Origin of the sequence: Candidatus Pelagibacter sp. HIMB1709, from assembly GCF_052047635.1 — a bacterium.
Lineage (GTDB): Bacteria > Pseudomonadota > Alphaproteobacteria > Pelagibacterales > Pelagibacteraceae > Pelagibacter.
This window is the reverse complement of sequence record NZ_JBNAJW010000001.1, coordinates 226793-250268: the sequence shown is the minus strand read 5'-3', so window position 1 is coordinate 250268 and position 23476 is coordinate 226793. Positions and strand designations below refer to the sequence as shown.

23 protein-coding genes and 3 tRNA genes are annotated in these 23476 nt (G+C 27.5%); 18 read left to right on the top strand and 8 right to left on the bottom strand.

The window, feature by feature from the left end; translation table 11 throughout:
• Positions 1–2: 2 nt before the first annotated feature.
• From ACTTAR_RS01440 to ACTTAR_RS01430, 3 genes are read right to left on the bottom strand one after another with little or no spacing between them, the layout of a single operon-like run.
• Complete coding sequence (locus ACTTAR_RS01440) at positions 3–569, bottom strand: anthranilate synthase component II (protein ID WP_440680818.1); 567 nt, start codon at positions 567–569, stop codon at positions 3–5.
• On the bottom strand, positions 569–2029 hold the full coding sequence (gene trpE / locus ACTTAR_RS01435; RefSeq protein WP_440697500.1) for an anthranilate synthase component I: 1461 nt from the start codon (positions 2027–2029) through the stop codon (positions 569–571). The genes ACTTAR_RS01440 and trpE overlap by 1 nt, the downstream gene beginning before the upstream one ends.
• Positions 2026–3447 carry a SurA N-terminal domain-containing protein gene (locus tag ACTTAR_RS01430; protein WP_440697499.1) on the bottom strand — a complete coding sequence of 474 codons (1422 nt, stop codon included), beginning with the start codon at positions 3445–3447 and terminating at the stop codon, positions 2026–2028. The genes trpE and ACTTAR_RS01430 overlap by 4 nt, the downstream gene beginning before the upstream one ends.
• A gap of 56 nt (positions 3448–3503) precedes the next feature.
• Here ACTTAR_RS01430 and tpiA point away from each other — a divergent pair, with 56 nt between their 5' ends.
• From tpiA to ACTTAR_RS01390, 8 genes are read left to right on the top strand one after another with little or no spacing between them, the layout of a single operon-like run.
• Positions 3504–4244: a triose-phosphate isomerase gene (gene tpiA, locus ACTTAR_RS01425; RefSeq protein WP_440697498.1), complete on the top strand. Its 741-nt coding sequence runs from the start codon at positions 3504–3506 to the stop codon at positions 4242–4244.
• A 6-nt stretch (positions 4245–4250) separates the two neighbouring features.
• On the top strand, positions 4251–4550 hold the full coding sequence (gene secG / locus ACTTAR_RS01420; RefSeq protein WP_075506676.1) for a preprotein translocase subunit SecG: 300 nt from the start codon (positions 4251–4253) through the stop codon (positions 4548–4550).
• A gap of 44 nt (positions 4551–4594) precedes the next feature.
• Positions 4595–6211, top strand: a complete 1617-nt coding sequence (locus ACTTAR_RS01415) for a CTP synthase (protein ID WP_440697497.1) — start codon at positions 4595–4597, stop codon at positions 6209–6211.
• Positions 6208–7029 (top strand): 3-deoxy-8-phosphooctulonate synthase, encoded by an 822-nt coding sequence (gene kdsA, locus ACTTAR_RS01410; RefSeq protein ID WP_440680826.1) that lies wholly within the window; start codon positions 6208–6210, stop codon positions 7027–7029. The genes ACTTAR_RS01415 and kdsA overlap by 4 nt, the downstream gene beginning before the upstream one ends.
• Positions 7026–8282, top strand: a complete 1257-nt coding sequence (gene eno / locus ACTTAR_RS01405; protein WP_440680828.1) for a phosphopyruvate hydratase — start codon at positions 7026–7028, stop codon at positions 8280–8282. The genes kdsA and eno overlap by 4 nt, the downstream gene beginning before the upstream one ends.
• Positions 8282–8575 carry an FtsB family cell division protein gene (locus tag ACTTAR_RS01400; RefSeq protein WP_440697496.1) on the top strand — a complete coding sequence of 98 codons (294 nt, stop codon included), beginning with the start codon at positions 8282–8284 and terminating at the stop codon, positions 8573–8575. Before eno ends, ACTTAR_RS01400 begins: the two co-directional genes overlap by 1 nt.
• On the top strand, positions 8572–9492 hold the full coding sequence (gene lipA / locus ACTTAR_RS01395) for a lipoyl synthase (RefSeq protein ID WP_440697495.1): 921 nt from the start codon (positions 8572–8574) through the stop codon (positions 9490–9492). Before ACTTAR_RS01400 ends, lipA begins: the two co-directional genes overlap by 4 nt.
• Positions 9492–9929: a type II toxin-antitoxin system RatA family toxin gene (locus ACTTAR_RS01390; RefSeq protein WP_440680834.1), complete on the top strand. Its 438-nt coding sequence runs from the start codon at positions 9492–9494 to the stop codon at positions 9927–9929. Before lipA ends, ACTTAR_RS01390 begins: the two co-directional genes overlap by 1 nt.
• Here ACTTAR_RS01390 and ACTTAR_RS01385 read toward each other — a convergent pair.
• The 3 genes from ACTTAR_RS01385 to ispF are packed head-to-tail and all read right to left on the bottom strand — an operon-like array spanning position 9926 to position 11981.
• Positions 9926–10393, bottom strand: a complete 468-nt coding sequence (locus ACTTAR_RS01385; RefSeq protein WP_440697494.1) for a CinA family protein — start codon at positions 10391–10393, stop codon at positions 9926–9928. The genes ACTTAR_RS01390 and ACTTAR_RS01385 overlap by 4 nt on opposite strands.
• The gene (locus ACTTAR_RS01380) at positions 10393–10884 is read right to left on the bottom strand and encodes a phosphatidylglycerophosphatase A family protein (RefSeq protein ID WP_440697493.1); all 492 of its coding nucleotides are present in this window, start codon (positions 10882–10884) and stop codon (positions 10393–10395) included. Before ACTTAR_RS01380 ends, ACTTAR_RS01385 begins: the two co-directional genes overlap by 1 nt.
• The gene (ispF, locus tag ACTTAR_RS01375) at positions 10881–11981 is read right to left on the bottom strand and encodes a 2-C-methyl-D-erythritol 2,4-cyclodiphosphate synthase (RefSeq protein WP_440697492.1); all 1101 of its coding nucleotides are present in this window, start codon (positions 11979–11981) and stop codon (positions 10881–10883) included. The genes ACTTAR_RS01380 and ispF overlap by 4 nt, the downstream gene beginning before the upstream one ends.
• 32 nt (positions 11982–12013) lie before the next feature.
• On the opposite strand from ispF, the gene ACTTAR_RS01370 reads away from it, so the two are divergent.
• The 10 genes from ACTTAR_RS01370 (at position 12014) to ACTTAR_RS01325 (ending at position 23137) form a co-directional block, all read left to right on the top strand.
• Positions 12014–13795, top strand: a complete 1782-nt coding sequence (locus ACTTAR_RS01370) for an ATP-binding protein (protein WP_440697491.1) — start codon at positions 12014–12016, stop codon at positions 13793–13795.
• A gap of 1 nt (position 13796) precedes the next feature.
• Positions 13797–15152: a sigma-54-dependent transcriptional regulator gene (locus ACTTAR_RS01365; RefSeq protein ID WP_440680843.1), complete on the top strand. Its 1356-nt coding sequence runs from the start codon at positions 13797–13799 to the stop codon at positions 15150–15152.
• A complete protein-coding gene (gene trkA, locus ACTTAR_RS01360) occupies positions 15153–16544 on the top strand; it encodes a Trk system potassium transporter TrkA (RefSeq protein WP_440697490.1) in 1392 nt (463 codons plus the stop codon). It begins immediately after the preceding gene.
• A gap of 4 nt (positions 16545–16548) precedes the next feature.
• Positions 16549–17952 carry a potassium transporter TrkG gene (locus ACTTAR_RS01355; RefSeq protein WP_440697489.1) on the top strand — a complete coding sequence of 468 codons (1404 nt, stop codon included), beginning with the start codon at positions 16549–16551 and terminating at the stop codon, positions 17950–17952.
• Between the two features lie 29 nt (positions 17953–17981).
• A tRNA-Arg gene (locus tag ACTTAR_RS01350) sits at positions 17982–18058 on the top strand.
• A 125-nt stretch (positions 18059–18183) separates the two neighbouring features.
• Complete coding sequence (locus tag ACTTAR_RS01345) at positions 18184–19224, top strand: amino acid ABC transporter substrate-binding protein (protein ID WP_075506690.1); 1041 nt, start codon at positions 18184–18186, stop codon at positions 19222–19224.
• Between the two features lie 63 nt (positions 19225–19287).
• Positions 19288–20439: an amino acid ABC transporter permease gene (locus tag ACTTAR_RS01340; RefSeq protein ID WP_440680846.1), complete on the top strand. Its 1152-nt coding sequence runs from the start codon at positions 19288–19290 to the stop codon at positions 20437–20439.
• Positions 20440–21882, top strand: coding sequence for an amino acid ABC transporter permease (locus ACTTAR_RS01335; RefSeq protein WP_440697488.1), 1443 nt, complete (start codon positions 20440–20442; stop codon positions 21880–21882).
• A gap of 2 nt (positions 21883–21884) precedes the next feature.
• On the top strand, positions 21885–22619 hold the full coding sequence (locus ACTTAR_RS01330; protein ID WP_023853867.1) for an amino acid ABC transporter ATP-binding protein: 735 nt from the start codon (positions 21885–21887) through the stop codon (positions 22617–22619).
• 146 nt (positions 22620–22765) lie between these two features.
• Positions 22766–23137 (top strand): helix-turn-helix domain-containing protein, encoded by a 372-nt coding sequence (locus ACTTAR_RS01325; protein ID WP_262589252.1) that lies wholly within the window; start codon positions 22766–22768, stop codon positions 23135–23137.
• Positions 23138–23202: 65 nt separating this feature from the next.
• Here the strand turns inward: ACTTAR_RS01325 and ACTTAR_RS01320 are convergent.
• Positions 23203–23278 (bottom strand) — tRNA-Asn (locus tag ACTTAR_RS01320).
• Positions 23279–23328: 50 nt separating this feature from the next.
• Positions 23329–23402: transfer RNA gene (locus ACTTAR_RS01315), tRNA-Cys, on the bottom strand.
• Positions 23403–23476: the final 74 nt, after the last annotated feature.

Sequence of the window (23476 nt, the reverse complement as noted above, 5' to 3'; positions counted from 1 at the left end):
AATTAATAATTAATAAAATTTTTTAAAATTTTCATTCCCATCTTAGTTTTAATACTTTCTGGGTGAAATTGTACACCATGAATATTAAATTGCTTATGTTGGATAGCCATAATTAACCCATTATCAGTTTCAGCTGTAATCTCTAAATCTTTCGATAGGGTTTTTTTATCAATAATTAAGCTATGATATCTTGTAGCTTCAAAGGTACGAGGTAGATTTTTTAAGATACCAATTTTTTGTGATTTAATTTTGCTAGTTTTTCCGTGCATTAATTTTTTTGCTTGAATAATTTTAGATCCAAAAACTTGACCTATAATTTGATGTCCAAGACAAACACCTAAAAAGGGCAATTTTTTATGTAATGATTTTAAAATGTTTATGCAATTTCCAGATTGATTTGGATTTCCAGGTCCAGGTGAAATAACAATTTTATCATATTTTTTTCTTAATATTTCTTTAGAGTTAATTTTATCATTTCTTATGACATCAACTTTTACATCTAATGAAGAAATGTAATGATAAAGATTAAATGTAAAACTATCATAATTATCTATTAATAATATTTTCATTATCTTAAAGCATTTATCAAAGCCTTCGCCTTGTTCACTGTTTCATCATATTCGTTTATAGGTTTACTATCAGCAACGATACCTGCTCCAGCTTGTACATAGAATTTTTTATTTTTTGCTACAGCTGTTCTTAATGCAATACAAGTATCAAATTCACCATTTGCAGAAAAGTATCCAATTCCACCAGCGTAAACTTTTCTTTTCGATGTTTCTAACTCATCAATAATTTCCATTGCTCTTATTTTAGGAGCACCAGAAACAGTACCAGCAGGAAATCCTGCCAACAGTGATTTAAATTTTGAAAACTTTCTATTATACTCTCCAACTACATTGGAAACTATATGCATTACATGAGAGTACCTCTCAATTATAAAACTCTCAGTTACCTTTACAGTATTTATTTTTGATACTTTACCAGCATCATTTCTTCCTAAATCTAAAAGCATTAAATGTTCAGAAAGTTCTTTTTTGTCTTTAAGAAGGTCTTTTTCATAAAAAAGATCTTCTTTTCTATTTTTTCCTCTTGGTCTAGTACCTGCTATTGGTCTAACTGTAATTTTATTATCTCTTAGTCTTACTAAAATTTCTGGACTTGCCCCAATAATTTGGAAGTCATTAAAGTTGAAGTAAAACATAAAAGGGGAGGGGTTAGTTACTCTAAGTTTTTTATAAATTTCTAGAGGTTTTTTTGTTAGTTTTGCTTCAAATCTTTGACTTAAAACAACTTGAAAAATATCACCAAGTTTAATGTATTTCTTAGCTTTTTTAACTATTGCAAGAAATTTATTTTTAGATGTGTTTGATTTAACTTTAATTTTTTTTTCTTTTGATACTCTTTTTGTATCAATATTTTTGATGGATGATTGAATTAATAGTTTAAATAGATCAGTTTTTATAGAGTCATACTTTTTTTGATAATTTTTAATTTTTTCATCATTAAAAACATTACTAATATAAAATATTTCTTTTTTTAAATTATCATGAATAACCAACGTTCTTGGTCTCATCAATCTTACATCAGGTAAATTAAGATCATTTTTACATGAGTTAGGAATTTTTTCTATGTACCTAATAGAGTCATATGAAAAATAACCTGAAATTAGAGAACAAATCTTAGGTAAATTCTTAGGTGTATCAAATTTAAAATTTTCAATAATTTTTTCTATTAACTTTTCTGGTTTATCTTTAAGAATGATTTTTTTATTTTCAGTGATTAAATATGACTTTTGGTTGTTGAACTCCCATATCTTATCAGGATCTTTACCAAAAATTGTGTATCTACCTTTAATTTTTCCTTTTTCAACAGACTCAAATATAAAACTATTCTTTTCCTCTAAAAAATTATCAATTAAATTTATTACTTCGTCATCAGAATTTACTTTTTTAGAAGTGTATATAATCTGATTTTTTTTGCTTCTATGTCGAAACTTAAAATCTTCGAAGCTTCGATTAATTATCATTTGAAATAGTTTTTAATTCTATCAATAGTTTTTTGATTCAATTGAACCTGATATTTATTATTCAACAGGGTATCGTAGGATTGTAAAATACCTTTTCTGTTATTCGTATTTTGTGAATTTATAAATCCTTTATATTCCTCACTTTGTTTATTTATAGTATTTTTATTTATATCTTTTATTTTGACTAAAAATATTTGATTATTAGTATTGTTTACTAAAGCAAAAGAATTTTGAGGTAATGAGTAAAGCATTTTAATTGAATTTAATTCAAACAGCTCATCATCGTTAATTGAATTAATTGATCCAGTTTGGATCTTACCTGAACTTAACTCTATAAATTTACTTTCATTAAACCCATCACTCTGTATCTCTTCAATTATTTTTCTATTGTAATCAAATTTACCTTTTTGATAAATAAGTTCGACGATTTCATTTTTTAATATTTCATCATTGAGATCTGGTGAACGGTCATATTCATTCTCTATATCATAAAGAATATAATTATCGCCACTTTCAAATATATCTAATTTTCTTGATTTCTTAGAGTAAATTAACTTTTCGTTTGTATTAGTGTTTTCATTTGGAGCAAATTCATTAATATTAATCACATCCACATTTATGTTTTCAATTATCGAACCAAAACTTTCATTTTGAGAAATTTTATTTTCTATTGCATCAATTTCGTTAAAAAAATCTTGATTAAATTCATCAATTCCAATTAAATTTTTTGGATTTAAAACCACATATTTGAAGTCAATATATTCTCTTTTTAATTGATCTTTATTTTCTTCAATAAATGTGTTGATTTCATCTGATGTATAATCTTCTTTAATCTTATATAAATTCTCCATATCAAAGTATTCAATAGATAATGTTTTATTGTTTTCTTCAAATTTACTTTCTATTAGAAATTCAGGGGTAACAGTACCTGCTCCAATAAAATCAAATAAGTGTTTCTGTAAACCTTGATTTTTTAATTTCAACTCAAACAAAGGAGCAGACATATTGTTTGAAAGTAAAAATTTTTCATATTTAATTCTTTCAAAAGAACCGTTCTCGTCTTTAAAATTTTTATTGTCTTTTAAATATTTTAAAATTGTCTTTTCGTTTATAGAAAGTTTAAAATCTTCAATCTCTAAATCAATTAAAGTTGTTGAAATAAGTCCTGATAATAATTCTTCTATAATGTTGTTGTCTAAATTATTTCTTATTGCTTCTTGTGAAATTCCACTTTGATTAACATAGTCCATGAAATCTTGAGTGGTAACGTTAGTTTTATTTATTTTAGCAATATTATTTTGATTGTTAGTGCTAAAGCCACCACCAAATCCACCAAAGCCAAAAGCTATTATGATGATTACTATTAAAACTAATCCACCAAATTGTTTCCAACCTAAATTTTTTAATTTTTCAACCATAACGTTATAAATTTATTGATCTGTAAAAAACAAATCTATAGATTAAAAAGTCAATTATGACAAATAAATATATGTATTTTATAGCTAATTGGAAAATGTTTGGAGATTTAAAAACTATAAATTCATTAGATAAAGTTATTAAATTCTCAAAAAGTCATAAAAAAAATAAGTTCAAACTAATTTATTGTCCTCCAAATACTCTAATACGTCCAATTTCAAAAAGACTTAGTAAAACAAATATTGAAGTTGGTGCACAAAATTCTCATCAAAATTTAGAATATGGAGCTTTTACAGGTCAGGTTAATGCAAAAATGCTTAAAAGTGTTGGAGCAAAATATGTGATCTTGGGTCATTCCGAAAACAGAATGGCTGGAGAAAATGACAATCTAATAAATCTTAAAATAAAAAATTCAATTAAATCTGGTTTAAAAATTATTTTTTGTATTGGTGAAACTCTAAAACAAAAAAGAGATAAAAAGACTAATCAAGTTTTAAACAGTCAATTAAAGAAAGGATTAAAATCTATCAAAAAAATTAATGATATAATTATTGCGTACGAACCAGTATGGTCAATTGGAACTGGTTTAATTCCTTCATCAGAGGAACTGTCTAAATCAATTAAATTTATAAAAAGTAAATTTGGAAAAAAATCTCCAAAAGTTTTATATGGAGGCTCTGTTAACAGCAATAATATTGATCAATTAAAAATAATTCCTGACATAGATGGTTTTTTAATAGGTGGAGCATCACAAAATCCAAAGAAATTTATTGATATAATTAAAAAAACCATTAATTAGTCCCCCATGGAAACATTATTACTTGTAATTAACATCATACTTGCATTTATTTTAGTTGTGCTTGTGCTACTTCAAAAATCAGAGGGTGGCGCTTTAGGTATTGGTGTTTCACAAGAAAATTTCATGCTATCGAGATCAGCTGGTAGTTTTATTACTAAAGCAACTGCTATAGTTGCAACTTTATTTATTATTTGTAGCTTAGCGCTGACAATAATTTCAAGAGCAGAATTAACGCCTACAGGATCAGTTTTAGACACTGTTGAAGAAAAAACTGAAGATACTCCATCAATTCCTGAAAATAATTAATTAATACTTTCTATTTCTTTTTTTATTAGCTATAAGATAATTCCATGACGCGATATATATTTGTCACTGGCGGCGTGGTTTCATCCCTTGGAAAAGGTCTATCATCAGCATCACTAGCTTATCTTTTACAATCTAGAGGTTATAAAGTTAGACTTAGAAAATTAGATCCATATCTAAACGTTGACCCTGGAACAATGAGTCCATTCCAACATGGAGAAGTTTTTGTAACAGATGATGGCGCTGAAACTGATTTAGACTTAGGTCATTACGAGAGATTTTCAGGAGTTACCGCAAAGAAAACAGATAATATTACTACAGGAAAAATTTATAGTGATGTTCTGAGGAAAGAACGAAAAGGAGAATATCTTGGAAAGACAGTTCAAGTTATTCCACATATAACCGATAGAATTAAAGAATTTATTAAATACGATACGTCAAAAGAAGATTTTGTAATTTGTGAAATAGGCGGAATTGTTGGTGATATTGAAAGTTTACCATTTGTCGAGGCAATAAGACAATTTTCAAATGATATTGGTAAAAAAAATGCTTTATTTATTCATTTAACTTTAGTTCCATATTTAAAAGCTTCAGATGAAATAAAAACTAAACCAACACAACATTCTGTTAAAGAATTGAGAAGTATTGGTATTCAACCTGATATAATTATTTGCAGATCTGAAAGACCAATACCATTGGAGCACAGAAAAAAAATATCTCTATTTTGCAATGTTGATATTAAAAATGTAATTGAAACGGTTGATGTAAAAACAATTTATGAAGCACCAATTAGTTTTGCTAAAGAACAGTTAGATGTTCAAGTTTTAGATTATTTTAAAATTAAATCTAAAAAATCGAATAATCTAAATCCTTGGAAGAAAATCACTAAAATTACTCTTAATACAAAAAAACAAGTTAATATTGCAATAATAGGTAAGTACGTAGAATTAAAAGATGCATATAAATCACTTGATGAAGCCTTAACTCACGGAGGAATTACAAACAACCTGAAGGTAAATTTAGTTAGAATTGACTCAGAAAAATTAAAAGTTTCTGAAATTAAAAATAAACTTAAAAATGTTTCAGGTATTCTAATACCAGGTGGATTTGGAAAAAGAGGAACTGAGGGAAAAATAGAAGCAATCAAATATGCTAGAGTTAACAAAATACCATTTCTTGGTATTTGTTACGGTATGCAAATGGCCATAATAGAATTTGCAAGAAATAAACTAAAAATTAAAAAAGCAACCTCTTCTGAGTTTGATAAAGTTGGAGTTCATATAATTGGTTTAATGAATGAATGGGAAAAAAGTGGAAAAAAAGTTAAAGGCACAGATAAAAATTTAGGTGGAACAATGAGACTTGGCTCTTATGATGCAATTTTAAAAGATAAGTCTAAAATTAGAGATATCTATAAATTAAGATTAATTAAAGAAAGACACAGACATAGATATGAAGTAGATATTTCCTACAAAGAAAAATTTGAGAAAAATGGACTAGTATTTTCTGGTTTGTCACCAGACAATAAACTTCCAGAGATAATTGAACTCAAAAATCATCCTTGGTTTATCGGAGTTCAATTCCATCCTGAATTTAAATCTAGACCTTTGTCTCCTCATCCTTTATTCTCTTCCTTTATCAAAGCAGCAAAAAATCATAAATGAGTAGCATTACAGTCAATTGTGGGAATTTAGAAATTTCAAACGATAAAAAAATTTGTATCATTGCTGGTCCTTGTCAACTTGAAACAGAACAACATGCAATGGATATGGCTGGAAAAATAAAAGAAATAACTTTCAAATATGGTCTAGGTTTTATTTACAAAACCTCTTTTGATAAAGCCAATCGAACAAGTTTAAAAGGCAAGAGAGGTGCTGGTTTAGATGTTTCATTACCTGTATTTGATAAAATTAAAAAAGAATTAAATGTTCCAATTTTAACTGATATTCACAATCCAGAGCAATGTACTGTAGTTGCAAATCATGTTGATGTTTTACAAATTCCAGCTTTTCTTTGTAGACAAACAGATCTTTTGATTGCTGCTGCAAAAACAAACAAAATTATAAATGTTAAAAAGGGTCAATTTTTAGCTCCATGGGACATGGTAAATGTTACAAAAAAAATATCAGACTCAGGAAACTCAAATATTCTTGTTACTGAAAGAGGTGCGAGTTTTGGATACAATACTCTTGTTTCTGACATGAGATCTTTACCTATTATGGCGAAGAATGGTTATCCAGTTATTTTTGATGCAACGCATTCAGTTCAACAACCTGGAGGGCAAGGAGAGTCATCTGGAGGTCAAAGAGAATTTGTTGAGTATCTTGCAAGAGCAGCTGTTGCTGTTGGTGTTGCTGGTGTATTTATAGAAACCCACCAAGATCCTGATAATGCACCATCTGATGGACCTAACATGGTTCCTCTTGATAAACTAGAAAATTTACTAAAACAGTTAACTGAAATTGATAAACTTATTAAGTGAGTAAAATAATAAAAGTTAAAGCACGACAAGTTTTTGATAGTCGAGGAAATCCAACAGTAGAAGCTGAGGTTTATACAAAAAATTTGAGTGCTAATGCAATATGCCCATCAGGTGCATCAACAGGAACATACGAAGCTTTTGAAAAACGAGATAAGAACAACAAAAAGTATTTAGGGAAAAGTGTTTTAAAAGCTGTTGAATTAGTAAATTCAAAAATCTCAAAAAAATTAAAAGGTCAAAACGTTCATAACCAGGAGAGAATTGATGCCTTGTTAATAAATTTAGATGGCACGAGACAAAAAACCAACCTAGGTGCAAATGCTATGCTTGCCGTATCAATGGCTGTAAAAAAACTTTCTGCAAAAGTAAAAAAACTACCTTTGTATAAAACTTTTTTTTTAAAAAATAATTTTCAATTACCTTATCCATTAATGAACATTATTAATGGTGGAGCTCATGCCAACAATGGTCTTAGAATTCAAGAATTTATGATTAGACCTGATAGAGCAAAAAGTTTTTCAGAAGCAATGAGAATTTGCTTTGTAGTTATAAAAAACCTGAGCAATTTAATTAAAAGTAAAGGATATTCTACATCTGTAGGTGATGAGGGAGGCTTTGCCCCTATGATTAGTAGTAATAACCAAGCTCTAGATTTGATTGTTTCTGCAATAAAAAAATCTGGATTAGTTAATGGTAAAGATGTTTCTATTTGCTTAGATGTTGCTGCTAATGAGCTGTTTAAAAAAAATAAATATTCAATTCACTCAAGAAGTTTTGTCTCAGTAGAAAAATCGATAAAGGAATATCAAAAAATAATTAAGAAATATAAAATCAAATCAATAGAAGACCCTTTTGCTGAAAATGATTGGTTGGCATGGAATAAATTAATGCGTTCTATTAATAATGTTCAAATTGTTGGTGATGACCTTTATGTCACAAATTTGGAGAGACTTAAAAAAGGTTTTTTAAATGTATCCTCTAATTCAATATTAATTAAGTTAAATCAAATTGGAACAGTATCTGAAACTCTCGATGTTATAAAATTTGCACAAACAATAGGTTACAAAACAATAATTTCTCACAGATCTGGAGATAGTGAAGATACATTTATTGCAGATTTAGCTGTTGGAACAAATTCAAATCAAATCAAAACTGGATCTTTAGCACGTTCTGAAAGAGTTGCTAAATATAATCAATTAATACGTATTGAAGAAGAACTTGGAAATAAAGCAAGAATGAATAAAATAAATTAATGTTAACATTAATAAAAAGAAATTTTTTTTTATTAATATCTATATTTTTAATTTTTTATTTTAGCTTTAATTTAGTTTCTGGTGAAAGAGGCCTTTTTTCATATATTGAAAAAAAAGAACTTTTGTCTAACTTGAAAAATCAAGAATTAACCTTAATTAAGTATATAAATGATATGGATCATAAAAATTCACTATTAACAACAAACTTAGATTTGGATTATATAGAAACTTTGATTAGAGAAAGGTTTTTGTTCGGTAAAGAAGATGAAACACTTTATATTATTAAAAAATGAAAAGTAGACATCCAGAAAAAGAAAATAAACCAATTAATCCAATAAAGAAAAAACCAGATTGGATTAGATCTAAACTTACAAACAGTAAGGAATTTTTTTTAACAAAAACAATTGTTAACAAAAATAATCTTGTAACAGTATGTCAGGAAGCTAACTGTCCTAATATTACAGAGTGTTGGAGCAAAAGACATGCAACTTTTATGATAATGGGTGATACTTGCACAAGAGCTTGTGCTTTCTGTGATGTTAAAACTGGTGTACCAGGTAATTTAGATCCGTTAGAACCTGTTAAAATTGCAGAAGCTGTAAAAAAATTAAATTTAAAACATGTAGTAATCACTTCTGTTGATAGAGATGATTTAGATGATGGAGGCTCTAAACACTTTTTTGATGTAATAATTCAAACAAGAAAATCAAATCCAAATACAACTATAGAAGTTTTAACACCAGATTTTTTAAGAAAAGGCGAGGCGTATAAAAAAGTTATAGATGCTAAGCCAGATGTTTTTAATCACAATATTGAAACTGTTCCTAGTCTCTATTTAAAAGTAAGACCAGGATCTAGATATTTTGCATCTTTAGAATTATTAAAAAATGCAAAGAAAATTGATAAAAATATTTTTACAAAATCTGGAATTATGGTCGGATTAGGTGAAACTAGAGATGAAATATTGCAAGTTATGGATGATTTAAGAGCTGCTGATGTTGATTTCATAACTATTGGTCAATATTTGCAACCTTCAGTAAAACATTATCCATTAGATAGATATTATACACCAAAAGAATTTGATGATTTAGGAACTATAGCAAAAGCAAAAGGGTTTTTATTAGTTTCATCATCACCTTTAACAAGATCTTCTTATCATGCTGATGAAGATTTTGCTAAGTTACAACAAAACAGAATAAAAAGTAATTAATGCCTAAAGCATCAGTTACACGTCACATCGCACGTGACAAACAAACATTAATTGATTTTGTTTTGGATATTGAAAAATATCCAGAATTTATACCATTTTGTATAGACTCAAAAGTTTATGAAACAAATGATGAGGGAGATATAATAAAAATAATTGCCGATCTGACTATTGGCAAAAGACCCTTTATAGATACTTATAAAAGTGATGTAAGATATGATAAAAAAAATGACTCTATTCATGTAACCAATATTGATGGTCCTTTAAAACATCTTGTAAATAATTGGAAATTTTTAGAAAAAGATAATTTAACTGAAGTTAAATTTGATGTTGATTTTGAAATTAAAAATAAGTTTTTGAATTTAATAATGGAAAAATCTTTTCAATTTGGTTTAAACAAAATAGCTGATGCTTTTCAAAAAAGAGCTGAGAATCTTTAAGAAATAATTTTTGTAATTTTATTTAATACTTCTCTTACAGTATTTTTTTGAATACTTGATCTGTTCCTTGATTTAAATTTATTTTCTAAAATTAATAAATATTTTCCTGTTTTAATCCCAATATAGACAAGACCAACTGGTTTTAATTTTGATCCTCCTCCTGGCCCAGCTATACCAGTAATTGATACATTAATTTTGCTTTTAGAAATTTTAGATAAATTCTTTACCATTTCTTTACAGCATTCTTTGCTTACAGCACCATATTTTTTAATAGTATTTCTATCTACTTTTAAGATTTTAGTTTTTGCCTCATTAGAGTAAGTAATCAAACCCATTTGAAAGTATTTGGATGAATTTGCTAGTTTAGTAAGATTGCTAGCCAACAAACCTCCTGTACAAGATTCAGCTACAGAAATTGTTAATCTTTTATCAATCAATTTTTTATGTAGTTTTTTTAAATTCATTAAAATACGAAACTAACTAAATAGACTATAAGCATTGAGTAAAGACCAGCCATTATATCATCCAATATTATACCAAAATAATTTTTATAATTTTTATCGAAATAGCTTACCGGAAATGGCTTTAAAATATCAAAAAATCTAAAAGATAGTAAAGAAATAATATAATAAAATTCAATAGCAATATTGATTTGATTGGTTTGATTTAAATATAGCAAAAGTATCAAAGGCATTGATTGACCCAAAACTTCATCAATTACAATTTGTCTAGGATCTTTATTTTCAAATTCACTCTCTGTGTCTTTGACTGCATAAAAAGAGTAAAAAAACAAAATAATAAAAAAGACTATTGAGAATTTTAAACTTGTATAATCAAGAATTTCATAAGCTATGTAAATAAAAACTGTTGTGACAATCGATGCAACAGTACCAGGCATTTTTGTTAAGTATCCGTACCCAAAAAAAGTTGAGATTAAAACATTAATTTTTTTCATTTTGATATCGAGCAAATTACTTCACAGGCAATTGCTTTTTCTTTTCCTATTAATCCAAGTTTTTCTGTAGTTTTGCCTTTTAAATTAATTAAATCTTTATTTAATTCTAACAGATTTGAAAGCGAATTTAATATTTTATCTCTATATTTAGATATTTTTGGTTTTTCACATATCAGATTAATATCTAAATTATTGATATGATAATTATTTGAATTTAATAACTTTATAATTGGTTTTAGCATTTTTGGAGATCTAATATTTTTAAACTTGTTGATGTTATCTGGAAAAAAAGTTCCAATATCCTTTTTTCTCATGGCACCTAAAATTGAGTCAATCACAGAATGAATAATCACGTCACCATCTGAGTGTCCTTTTAAACCTGAATGATAAGGTATTTTAATACCTCCTAAATAAAGTTTTTTACCTTTGATTAATCTATGGATATCAAATCCAATACCAAAGTAAGTTAATTTTTCTTTAATATCTTCTTTAAAAGTAATTTTAGTATTTTCATTTTCACCTTGAATAAATTTTACTTTAAGATTGTTTTCAATAAACAGTGTTGCTTCATCAGTAATTACTTTTTTTTGCTTTATTGATAAATTATATAAATCTTTAAATCTAAAAGCTTGTGGTGTTTGAGTTAATATAGAATTATCTCGGTTTAAATTATATATTTCATTTCTAATCTTATATTTAATCGAATCTTTTGATTTGATCGCAGGTATTACTGCTCTAACTTTTTTAAGTTTGCCGGTTAATTTTTTTAAGAGTTTTAAAGTAAAATTTGGTCTTGCTGCATCGTGTATTAAAACATTAGTAGGCTTATATTTTCTAATAAACTTTAAAGCAATTAATGAAGAGTCAGATCTTTCTTTCCCTCCAATGATAATTGAAACATTTTTTGGAAATTTTTCTTTAATCTCCTTTTTTTTGTTAACTACAATTATTATTTTTTTGAAAAGTTTTGACTTTAAAGCCTTATCAAGAGAGTGTTTGAATAATGGTTTGCCCTTATAAATGTTATATTGTTTAGGTTTTTTTGAATTAAACCTTTTGCTTTGTCCTGAAGCTAGTATTATAAAATAGTTGCTCATATTTATAAATTTTATAGAAATTTTATACTCAAATGTCAGATTTTATTAAGAAAAATATCTATTTGATAATATTATTTATTATCACATTATCGATAGGTTTTTTAACATTTTTAACTTTTATTGATAAAGGATTTATAAAATTAACTGATGAGAATTTACAATATCTTTTAATAATAAATATACTACTTCTAACTTCACTTTTTGTATTTATTTTTTTTGAAATTAGAAGAGCAATCAAAACAGATATTGATAAAGACGGACTAAAATCAAACAAAAAATATATAACTGTATTTGCTCTTTTCACTTTAATACCTTCAGTTTTAATATCCACTTTCTCACTGTTTCTTTTTTCATTTGCTTTGGAGAAATATTTCGACAAGAAAGTTACAACTGTAGTTAATAATTCTTACGAGCTAGCCAAAAACTATGTAGAGGAAATTAGAAACAAAATTCAATCGGACATTGTATTAATTGCTTTTGATACTAATAAAAGTAAAAATTTTTTAAATGATAATCCTAAAGAATATAAAAGATTTTTAGATACGCAAAAATTAATTAGAGGTATTGATGAAATACACATTATTGATATTAATAAAAAATTATTATTCACATCTCTTAAAGCAAATCAGCCTTATATTCCACCTATGGATCAAGCTTTAGCGCTAGTCCTTGATGATGATAGGCCTTTAAAAATCATTAATGCCCCAGATAATATTTCAGCTGCAATTATGCGACTACAAAATTTTGAAAACAGATTTTTATACGTAATTAAATATCTGGATAAAGATATCTCTAAATATCTAACCGAGTCCCAAGAAGCTATAAATTTTTATTATACAGTTGAAGAAAAAAGTACAGGAATCAAAATATCTTTTGCAATTATTTATGTAATAGTTGTTAGTGTTTTGTTATTTGTCTCTATCTCAATAGCTATAAGATTTTCTTCTAGATTTTTTAGATCTATTAACAATTTAATTAATGCATCTGTTTCTATTGGTGAAGGAAAATTTGATACAAAAGTTCCAGAAGTAAAAACTGATAAAGATTTGGAAGTATTAAATAAAAATTTCAATCTGATGATAGATAGACTCCAAAGTCAGCAAGAAAAATTAATAATCAATGAAAGACACGAAGCCTGGAGTAATTTAGCAAGAAAACTAGCGCATGAAATTAAAAACCCATTAACCCCAATTCAGTTAACTATAGATAGAATGAAAACAAAATATTCTAACCAAGTTAATGAAAATGATAAAAAAAATTTTGATGAGAATTTAAAGATTATAAATAATCAAATTAAACAAATTGGAAATCTAGTTAATGAGTTTTCTGATTTTGCAAGAATGCCTAAACCTATTTTAAAAGTAAATAATTTAATTCAAATTATTGAAGAAAATATCAAATTATTAAATGAATTAGATAATACGATTAGTATTTCCGTTAATACCAATACAAAGGAGGTTCTTTTAAATAGTGATAAAGAACAGCTTGCAAGAGTGTTTTTTAATTTAATCAAAAATTCTATTGAAAGTATTCAGCAAAGAGCAGAAAATGATAGCAATATAGACAAAAAAATCACTATTGAAGTTAATGAAAAAAATAACCAAATAACAATTAATTTAGTAGATAATGGGATTGGTTTTGGAATATTTGCAGCAAATATTAAAGATATTTTAAATCCATACTTTACTACAAAAAAAAATGGAACTGGATTGGGTCTTTCAATAGTAAGTAAAATTATAAATGACCATAATGGAAAAATTGAATTTATACCTTTAGATGAAGGTGCAAAAATTAAAATAGATTTTATTAAATAGAATGAGTTCTGAAATTTTAATTGTAGATGATAATGCCGATATAAGGAATATTATTAACGAGTTAATTTTAGATGCTGGTTATAAAACAAGGCTTGCTGCTAATTATAATCAAGCATTATCTGAAATAGACAAAAAACTTCCAGACGTTGCAATACTTGATGTTAAATTAGACAAGGGTGATAATGATGGGATAGAGCTGTTATCACACATTAAATCAAAAGATAAAGATGTTCCTGTGATAATAATTTCAGGTCATGCTAACATTGAAATGGCAGTAAAATCTCTTCACGAAGGAGCTTTTGAATTTATCGAAAAACCCTTTGATCAAGAGAGACTACTTAATTTTGTTAGAAGAGCAGTTGAGAACTATAATCTTAAAAGGCAAAATAAAGAATATGAAACAAAGTTGTTTTCATCCTATGAATTAATTGGAAATAGTAAAAATATTTTAAATATAAACGATCAAATTAATAAAATTTCAATTACAGAAAGTAGGGTATTTATTAATGGCCCCTCAGGATCTGGAAAAGAATTGATAGCAAGAAAAATTCATAAATTATCCAAAAGAAACAAAAATCCTTTTGTAGTTTTAAACGGAGCTTTGCTAGATTCAAATAAATATGATTTGGAATTATTTGGAGAAGAAAAAGATAACGGTTCTATATCTTATGGAGCGTTGGAAAAAGCTAACAAAGGAACCTTGTTGATAGATCAAGTTTCAGAGATACCTTTGGATATACAGTCAAAAATTTTGAGAGTTCTGACAGATCAAAAGTTTAAAAGAGTTAATGGTTCAAATGACGTAAGTGTAAATGTTAGATTAATATGCTCCTCAAGCAAGGATTTGAAGAAAGAAATTGAAATAGGAAATTTTAGAGAAGATCTATTTCATAGACTTAATGTTTTTGAAATAAACGTAGAACCATTGAATCAACGTATTTCAGATATTCCACTTTTAATTAAATATTTTTCAAAAAAAATATCTGAAAATTACAATATTAATGAATTAGAAATAGATGAAGATAATACTTATATCTTAAATCATGATTGGCATGGTAATGTTAGAGAATTAAGAAATTTGATAGAAAGAATTGCAATTTTGCAACCTGACACAAAGGAAAAAATTTCAAATATAATAAAAGAGTCTCTAAAAAATATTAATTTCAATGAACAATTTGCTGAAAACAGCCTATCTGTGCCATTAAAAGAGGCTAGAGAAAAATTTGAAAAGGAGTATTTAACTATTCAATTGAAAAAATTTAATGGAAATATTTCAAAAACAGCTAATTTTGTTGGAATGGAAAGAAGTGCCTTGCATAGAAAGTTAAAAGGCCTAGGAATTAAAGAATTTAATTAAATGAATATAATCATTTGTGGTGCAGGTAGGGTAGGCTTTACTATTGCTAAACAGCTTAGTGAACAAGGTCATTCTATTACAGTAATAGATCCTTCTAGCGAGGATATTCAAAAAATTGACGATGCTCTAGATGTAAAAGCTATTGTTGGAAAAGGAAGTTACCCATCAATACTTGAAAAAGCTAATGCTCAAGAAGCAGACATGATTATAGCAGTAACTCGAAATGACGAAATTAATATGGTTATATGCCAAATTGCTTTTTCGATATTTAAAATTCCAAAAAAAATTGCGAGAATTAGATCACAAGATTATTTAAATCCTAAGTTTACAACAGTTTATAATAAAGAAAACTTACCAATAGATGTAATTATTTCACCAGAAATTGAAATTGCAAAATCAATTCAAAGAAAACTTGAGGCTCCCGGTGCTTTAGATAGTGTACCTTTTGCGGAAAATAAAATTAGGTTGCTTGAAATATTAATTAATGAAAATTGTAATTTGATTAATATTAAGTTAAGTGATCTTACAATAAAATACCCTAACCTCAAAGCAAATGTAATTGGTGTCATAAGAGAAGAGAGGTTTTTTATTCCAAAAAAAACTGATGAAATAATTGCCAATGATAAAATTTATGTGATTATAAATTCAAACCAGATGTCTGAAACATTGGAAGCTTTTGGTCATACAGAAAAAATTTCAAAAAAAATACTTATTGTAGGTGGAGGTAATATTGGTTTTAATTTAGCTAAAAATATTGAAGAAAATTTAGATGCTGCAAGAGTAAAAATTATTGAAAAAAATAAAGATAGGGCTGAATTTCTTGCAAGTGAGCTAAACAATACAATAGTTATTAATGGAGATGCGTTGGATGAAGAGGTTTTAGCAGAAGCAAATTTAGAAGAAGCAGAGACAGTTCTAGCTCTCACAAACGATGATGAGGATAACTTAATGGTAAGTGTTTTGGTTGAAAAATTTGCAAAGGATGAAAAAGAAATTGATGACAAACGAACGATGGCTTTAATCAATAAACCAAACTATTCTTTATTACAGAATTCACTCAAAATAGATGATTTGATTGATCCTAGAATGAATACAGTTTCCAGTATTTTAAAACATATACACAAAGGTACAATTGAAACAGCTTATACAATTATGAATGGTGAATATGAGGTAATAGAAGCCGAAATTATTGAGACATCTGAATTAATCAATAAAGAATTAAAAAATTCAAACTTACCTGAAGAAATTCGAATAGGTGCTGTACTTAGAGATGATAAAGTAATTATACCCAGATCAGACTTTGTATTTCAAAAAGATGATAAAGTTGTTTTTTTAGCCAAAAAAGACTCAATCTCAGTCGTTGAAAATATTTTTAGAATTAGCTCAATTTAATTAAATGCCAAAACTTCGGGTAAAATATTTAAGTTTTTTCTTTATATTGACTTCAGTTTTTTCATTTTTAAATATTATTTATTCTTATTATTTTAATTTATACTTAAACTTAAATACATATTACTTCAGTTTAGTAATTTCTGCTTTGGTTGGTTTATTATTTTATAAAATTGATACCTCGGATAAAAAACCTACAATATTTGAAAAAATACTAACTGTGCTTTTGGGATATTTTATTATGCCATTAGTATTATCCATTCCATTTTATTTTAGCATTTATAATTTCACATTTTTAAATGCGTTATTTGAATCAGTCTCCGGTTTTACTTCAACTGGATTTACAATATTTGAAAATATGAAACATATTGATCAAGGTTTAGTAATTTGGAGATCATCAATTCAATGGATAGGTGGTTTATATTTTTTATTTTCGATAATTTTTTTGATTGATATTTACGATGAAAACTTAAAAAAATCTCTCACAAATTTTTTATCATTTAATACAACTGAAATTTTAAAACAAACAATTAAAATATTTATTTTATATTTAAGTTTAACTATAGCTATTTTTATAATTCTTAATTTATTTGGAATTAGATCATTTAATTCATTAAATTTAGCAATGACTATTATTTCGTCAGGTGGTTTTTTACCTGTTAATGATCTCTCAAATGTACTTATCCAAAATTCACAGATAATAATTTTTTCTTTATTAATGCTAGTTTCTTTTTTTAGTATTTTCTTTGTATATAATTTAATTTTTTTAAGAAAAAATATTAATTTTTTTCATGAGGATATTCATTTATTTTTATATTTTGTAATTACAGTTGGAATTTTTTTTATATTTTTTAGTTATGATAATACTTTTTCTTATAGTTTTTTATCTTTAGTAAGTAGTATTTCTAACATTGGAATTTCATTGAATGCTGAACAAACTAATCTTCAATTTTTGTATTTACTTTTGGTTATAATCGGAGGTTCATTTATTTCGACAAGTTCAGGATTGAGATTTTTAAAAATATATTCATTAACAAAATATTCTTTAAATCAAATACTCTCTTTTAGTAGACCAAAAAATGTATTTATGAACAAACTGGTATTTTCTAAAATTAATTTTGTAACTCAAGATATTAATAAATATTTTCTTACAATTGTTATCTTTATAATTTCACTTTTTTTGTTAACAATTTTTTTATCTTTGAGCAATATCAATTTTGAATATTCATTTAAGCTTGCGATTTTAACATTAATGAATACGGTTAATTCCTCAGCTTATGGTGTAAGTGATTTTAATTTTCAAAATTTACATTTTATTACTAAATATATTCTAATTTTCTTTATGATTATTGGTAGAATTGAATTGTTATCTTTATTATTGATAGCTAAAAAATTTCTGTTTAAATATTAAATTTGTAATATATATGTATTTCAATAATTGCGCCCTTAGCTCAGCTGGATAGAGCATCGGTTTTCTAAACCGAGGGTCGTAGGTTCGAATCCTTCAGGGCGCGCCATTCCTTGGTATTTTGACCATAATTTCTTCTTGAAGTAGTTTTTCTAAAATGGTTTAATCCTGCGAATTCAAAACTAAGTTTTGAATTATTTGTTAACAAATAAAAATAACTAAAAAGGAAGAATAATGTTTAAATACTTAAAACAATTAACTTCTTTAGTGGCAATGGTTGCAGTGTTGTTTACTTTTACAACAGAAACTATGGCTGCTAAAAAATCTAAAACACTTAAAAACACTCAAAAAAAGGGTTTTGTAAGATGTGGAGTATCTCAAGGTCTTCCAGGATTTTCTAATGCTGATGCAGCGGGAAATTGGACTGGTATCGACGTTGATGTATGTAGAGCAGTAGCTGCTGCAGTACTAGGTGATGCAAACAAAGTTAAGTTTACACCATTAAGTGCTAAAGAAAGATTTACAGCTTTAACATCTGGTGAGATTGATATCTTATCTAGAAACACAACTTGGACTCTTTCTAGAGATGCTGATATCGGACTTACTTTCGTTGGAGTAAACTTCTACGATGGTCAAGGTTTCATGGTTAGAAAAAGTTCTGGTATTACTTCAACAAGCCAATTCAAAGATGGTATCTCAGCTTGTACAAACATTGGTACAACAACTGAGTTAAACATGAGAGACTTCTTTAACTCTAAAGGAATTTCTTATGAGCCAGTTGCTTTTGAAAAAGCTGACGAAGTCGTAGCTGCTTACGATGCTGGTAGATGTGATACTTACACTACTGATAAATCAGGTCTTGCTGCACAAAGAACTAAAATGACTAACCCAGATGATCACATTGTATTACCTGAAACTGTTTCTAAAGAGCCTTTAGGACCAGTTGTTAGACAAGGTGACTCTGTATGGGAAGATATCGTTAGATGGTCTTTAAATGCTATGATCGAAGCTGAGGAGTATGGAATTACATCAGCTAATGCAGATTCTATGAAAACTTCAGATAACCCAGCTGTAAAAAGATTAGTTGGTGCTGAAGGTGAATTAGGTGCTGCTTTTGGTCTAGACAATGAGTGGAGCTTAAGAATTATCAAGCAAGTTGGTAACTACGGTGAAAGCTACAAAAGAAATATAGCTGACACTGGAATCTTACCAGACAGAGGTCCAAATGAATTATGGACTAAAGGTGGAATTCTTTACGTACCACCTGCAAGATAATTGCATATTTAACTAATTAAAAAGGGCTAGATTTTTCTAGCCCTTTTTTTTATAAGCTTTCAAATGAACTTCAAATTACAAAAAATAGTTCCACAATTAATTACAGTTTTAGCAGTAGTTCTAGTTTTTGGTTTCTTTAGTTATAACGCCCAAGTCAATATGGAAAATAGAGGTATTGATTTTGGATATGGTTTTTTATCTCAAGAATCTTCATTTGATGTCCAATTTTCTTTAATTGAATACGACGGATCGCATTCTTATTTTAGAGCTTATCTTGTTGGTTTGTTAAACACTATTTTAGTTTCTGTAATTGGAATTATCATTGCAACTATACTAGGAATAATTGTTGGTGTAGCAAGACTTTCGCCAAATTATTTAATTAATAAATTTGCAGCTTTTTATGTAGAATTTTTTAGAAATATTCCATTACTTTTACAAATATTTTTTTGGTATTTTGCAGCTTTAAGAGCTTTACCTTTACCTCAAGATGCTAATGCAATGTTTGGTGTTTTCTTTTTAACTATTAAAGGTCTGTATGTTCCAGCTTTTGTTTGGGAAAATTTTAATGTTTTCTTTTATTCAATAATTGCAGCAATAATTGCAATAGTTGTTATCAGAGTTCATGCGAGAAAAGTTCAAGAAACTCAAGGTAAACAATTACCAGTTTTATGGATATCTCTAGGATTGATTTTTATATTACCTTTATTAAGTTTTTTAATAGGAGGTGTTAACCTTTCTTTTGAGATACCTAAATTAAAACAACTAGCCGCAACTTCTTATAGATATGAAGGTGGATTAAATTTACCACCTGAATTAATTGCACTAACTTTATCTTTAGCGCTATACACAGCAACTTTTATTGCAGAATGTGTAAGAGCTGGAATTCAAGGTGTAGGAAAAGGTCAAAAAGAAGCCGCTGCATCGATTGGGCTAAATCCAAATCAAGTTTTAAAATTAGTAGTAATGCCACAAGCATTGAGAATTATTATACCACCAACTACTAACCAATATTTAAATTTAACTAAAAATTCATCATTAGCTGCAGCGATAGCATATCCAGATTTAGTTTTGGTGTTTGCAGGTACCGCATTAATGCAAACAGGAAAGGCAATTGAGATCGTTTCTATTACAATGCTTACTTACTTAAGTTTGAGTATATCAATTTCTATATTGATGAACTGGTATAATAAAAAAATTGCTATTAAGGAAAAATAAATGTCAAAAATTAATTTTCTAAAACCCGATAGAGAAAACTTAAATACATTTTTGTATTTAGGTTCTTTGTTGTTTTTTGTGAGTATTTTAGATGTATTTTTGAATTCATTTTTTAATGTTAACATCACTAGTTTCCTACCAACTTTGTTAAGTTTTGTGATCCCTTTAGTGATCGGATTTATAGGTCTTCACTTTATTAGAATAGAGCATAGTGGGTATAAATTTTTAGATAGTCTAAATAAAAATATCAATACCAATGGTTTTAATGCTGTTCTTTCATTATTAATTATTTTTGTAATAATTAAAGCAACACCACCAATTCTAAGTTGGTTTTTTGTTGATGCTAGTTTTGCAGGTGATAGTAAAGATGTTTGCTCTGGATCTGGTGCATGTTGGACATATATCAAAGTTTGGTTTAACAGATTTATGTATGGAATGTATCCAAATGCCGAACAATGGAGAATAAATTTATCTTTTATTTCTTTGGCTTTACTTGGATCAGTTGGATATTTTGCAACCGAGAAATTTAAAAAGTATTTAACTTTATATTATGTGGTTATTTATCCTTTCATCGCATTCTTATTTATTTTCTTTTTTATATCTGGTGGACCAGTATTTTTTGATTTCTCTTACGGTATAATCGCTGCAGTTATTTCAATCATTCTTGGATTTTTCATTCCAAGTAGATTTAAATTTTATTATTTTTTAATTGTACCAATTACTCTTTATATAGTTCTTAAGTACTTCGTTTTTTATGAGGAGTTAATTGAGCTTGGTAAACTTGATGGTTTAAATTGGGTTGAAACTGGAGCTTGGGGTGGATTGTCCCTAACATTCATTATCTCTTTCTTCTGTTTAATTTTTTGTTTTCCTATAGGGATGGCCTTTGCTTTAGGAAGAAGATCTGAGTTACCTTTAATTAGATATATATCAGTTGGATTTATTGAATTTTGGAGAGGGGTACCTTTAATTACAGTTTTATTTATGTCTGCTGTAATGTTTCCGATGTTTTTGCCTGAAGATTTTTTCATAGATAAACTAGTTAGAGCAATTATTGCAATTTCATTATTTGAAGCCGCATATGTTGCAGAAGTTATAAGAGGAGGTTTGCAAGCTTTACCAAGAGGCCAATACGAGGCAGCAAAATCACTAGGTATGGGATATTGGAAGATGCACATATTTGTAATCTTACCTCAAGCACTTAAATTAGTAATTCCTGGTATTGCTAATACTTTCTTAGCATTAGTTAAAGATACACCTCTAATATTTGTAGTTGGATTATTAGAAATAGTTGGAATGTTAAATTTAGCAAAAACTAATCCAGAATGGTTAGGATTTGCTATGGAAGGCTACGTATTTGCAGCAATAATTTTCTGGATTATTTGTTATGCAATGAGTAAGTATAGCTATAATCTAGAACAAAAATATAAAACAGAGCGATAATTATGTCTGACAGTATTATTCAAATTAAAAATGTAAATAAATGGTTTGGGGATTTTCAAGTTTTAAAAGACATAAATCTAGAGGTTAAACCAAAAGAAAAAATTGTAGTTTGTGGACCCTCTGGATCTGGTAAATCAACCTTAATTAGATGCATAAACAGATTAGAAGAACATCAACAAGGAGATATCATTGTTGATGGCAATACTTTAACAGAAGATACAAAAAATATTGAACAAATTAGAGCTGAAGTTGGAATGGTATTTCAACAGTTTAATTTATTTCCTCATTTATCAATTGTAGACAATTGTACACTTGCTCCTATTTGGGTAAAAAAAATGCCCAAGAAAGAAGCTGAAGAATTAGCATTAAAACATTTAGAAAGAGTTCAAATACTTGATCAAGCTCAAAAATTTCCAGGTCAATTATCTGGTGGACAACAACAAAGGGTAGCAATTGCTAGAGCTTTATGTATGGAGCCTAAAATAATGTTGTTTGACGAACCAACATCAGCTCTTGATCCTGAAATGATCAAAGAAGTTTTAGATGTGATGGTTAATTTAGCTAACCAAGGTATGACCATGATAGTTGTTACTCATGAAATGGGCTTTGCTAAAGAAGTTGCAGATAAAATGATCTTTATGGATGAAGGTATGATAGTAGAAAAAGCGGATACAAAAGAATTTTTTGCTAATCCTAAAAGCGATCGTACTAAGCTTTTTTTAAGTCAAATACTGTAATATTTAAATACATTTTATACTTAACAAACACTTGACAGGTTTTGAGTTTTTATTGTTTTTTTTAAAAAATAAATAAATTTTTCTATTGCAGTAGTTTAAATAAATTTGTTCAATAGTGTTTTAAAATTTAATTAAGAGGGGTCTTAATGGAAGATAATTTCAACAAACATTTGGGTAATAAACTCAAGTTAAGAAGATTAGCTTTAGGTTTAACTCAAACAAAAGTAGCAAAAGCAATTAACGTAACATTTCAACAAATTCAAAAATACGAAAAAGGAACTAATGGAGTAAGTTCAATTAGGTTACTTCAACTTTCAAATTATTTAAAAGTGCCGATCAATTATTTCTTCGAAGATTTTTCAGAATATTTAGTTAACTTAGAAAAATCTCAAGAAGGACATATGAATGTAAATTATAATTTTTTAGCAAAAGTTTATTCAGAACTTAATGCTGATCAAAAATTAAAATTTAACAAAACATTACAAATTTCAGGATCGAATATTTCTAAAGCAGTTTAATCATAACCAAAATGGGACCCCTTTGGTTAATTGTTTATTCTTAAAATTTTAGATTAACTTTTTTTTGGCTCCTCGGGCAGGACTCGAACCTGCGACCAATTGATTAACAGTCAACTGCTCTACCAACTGAGCTACCGAGGAATGTAAAAAACTCAACTTACTTTTTTTTAAAACTAAAACAAGATTTTTTTTGGAGGCAACGCCCGGAATCGAACCGGGATACAAGGATTTGCAATCCTCTGCGTAACCATTCCGCCACGTTGCCTTCTTGTTTTAGACGAATAGCTTCAGGCCTTTTTATATTAAATTTTTTATATTAGTCTATTAAATAACGATCCA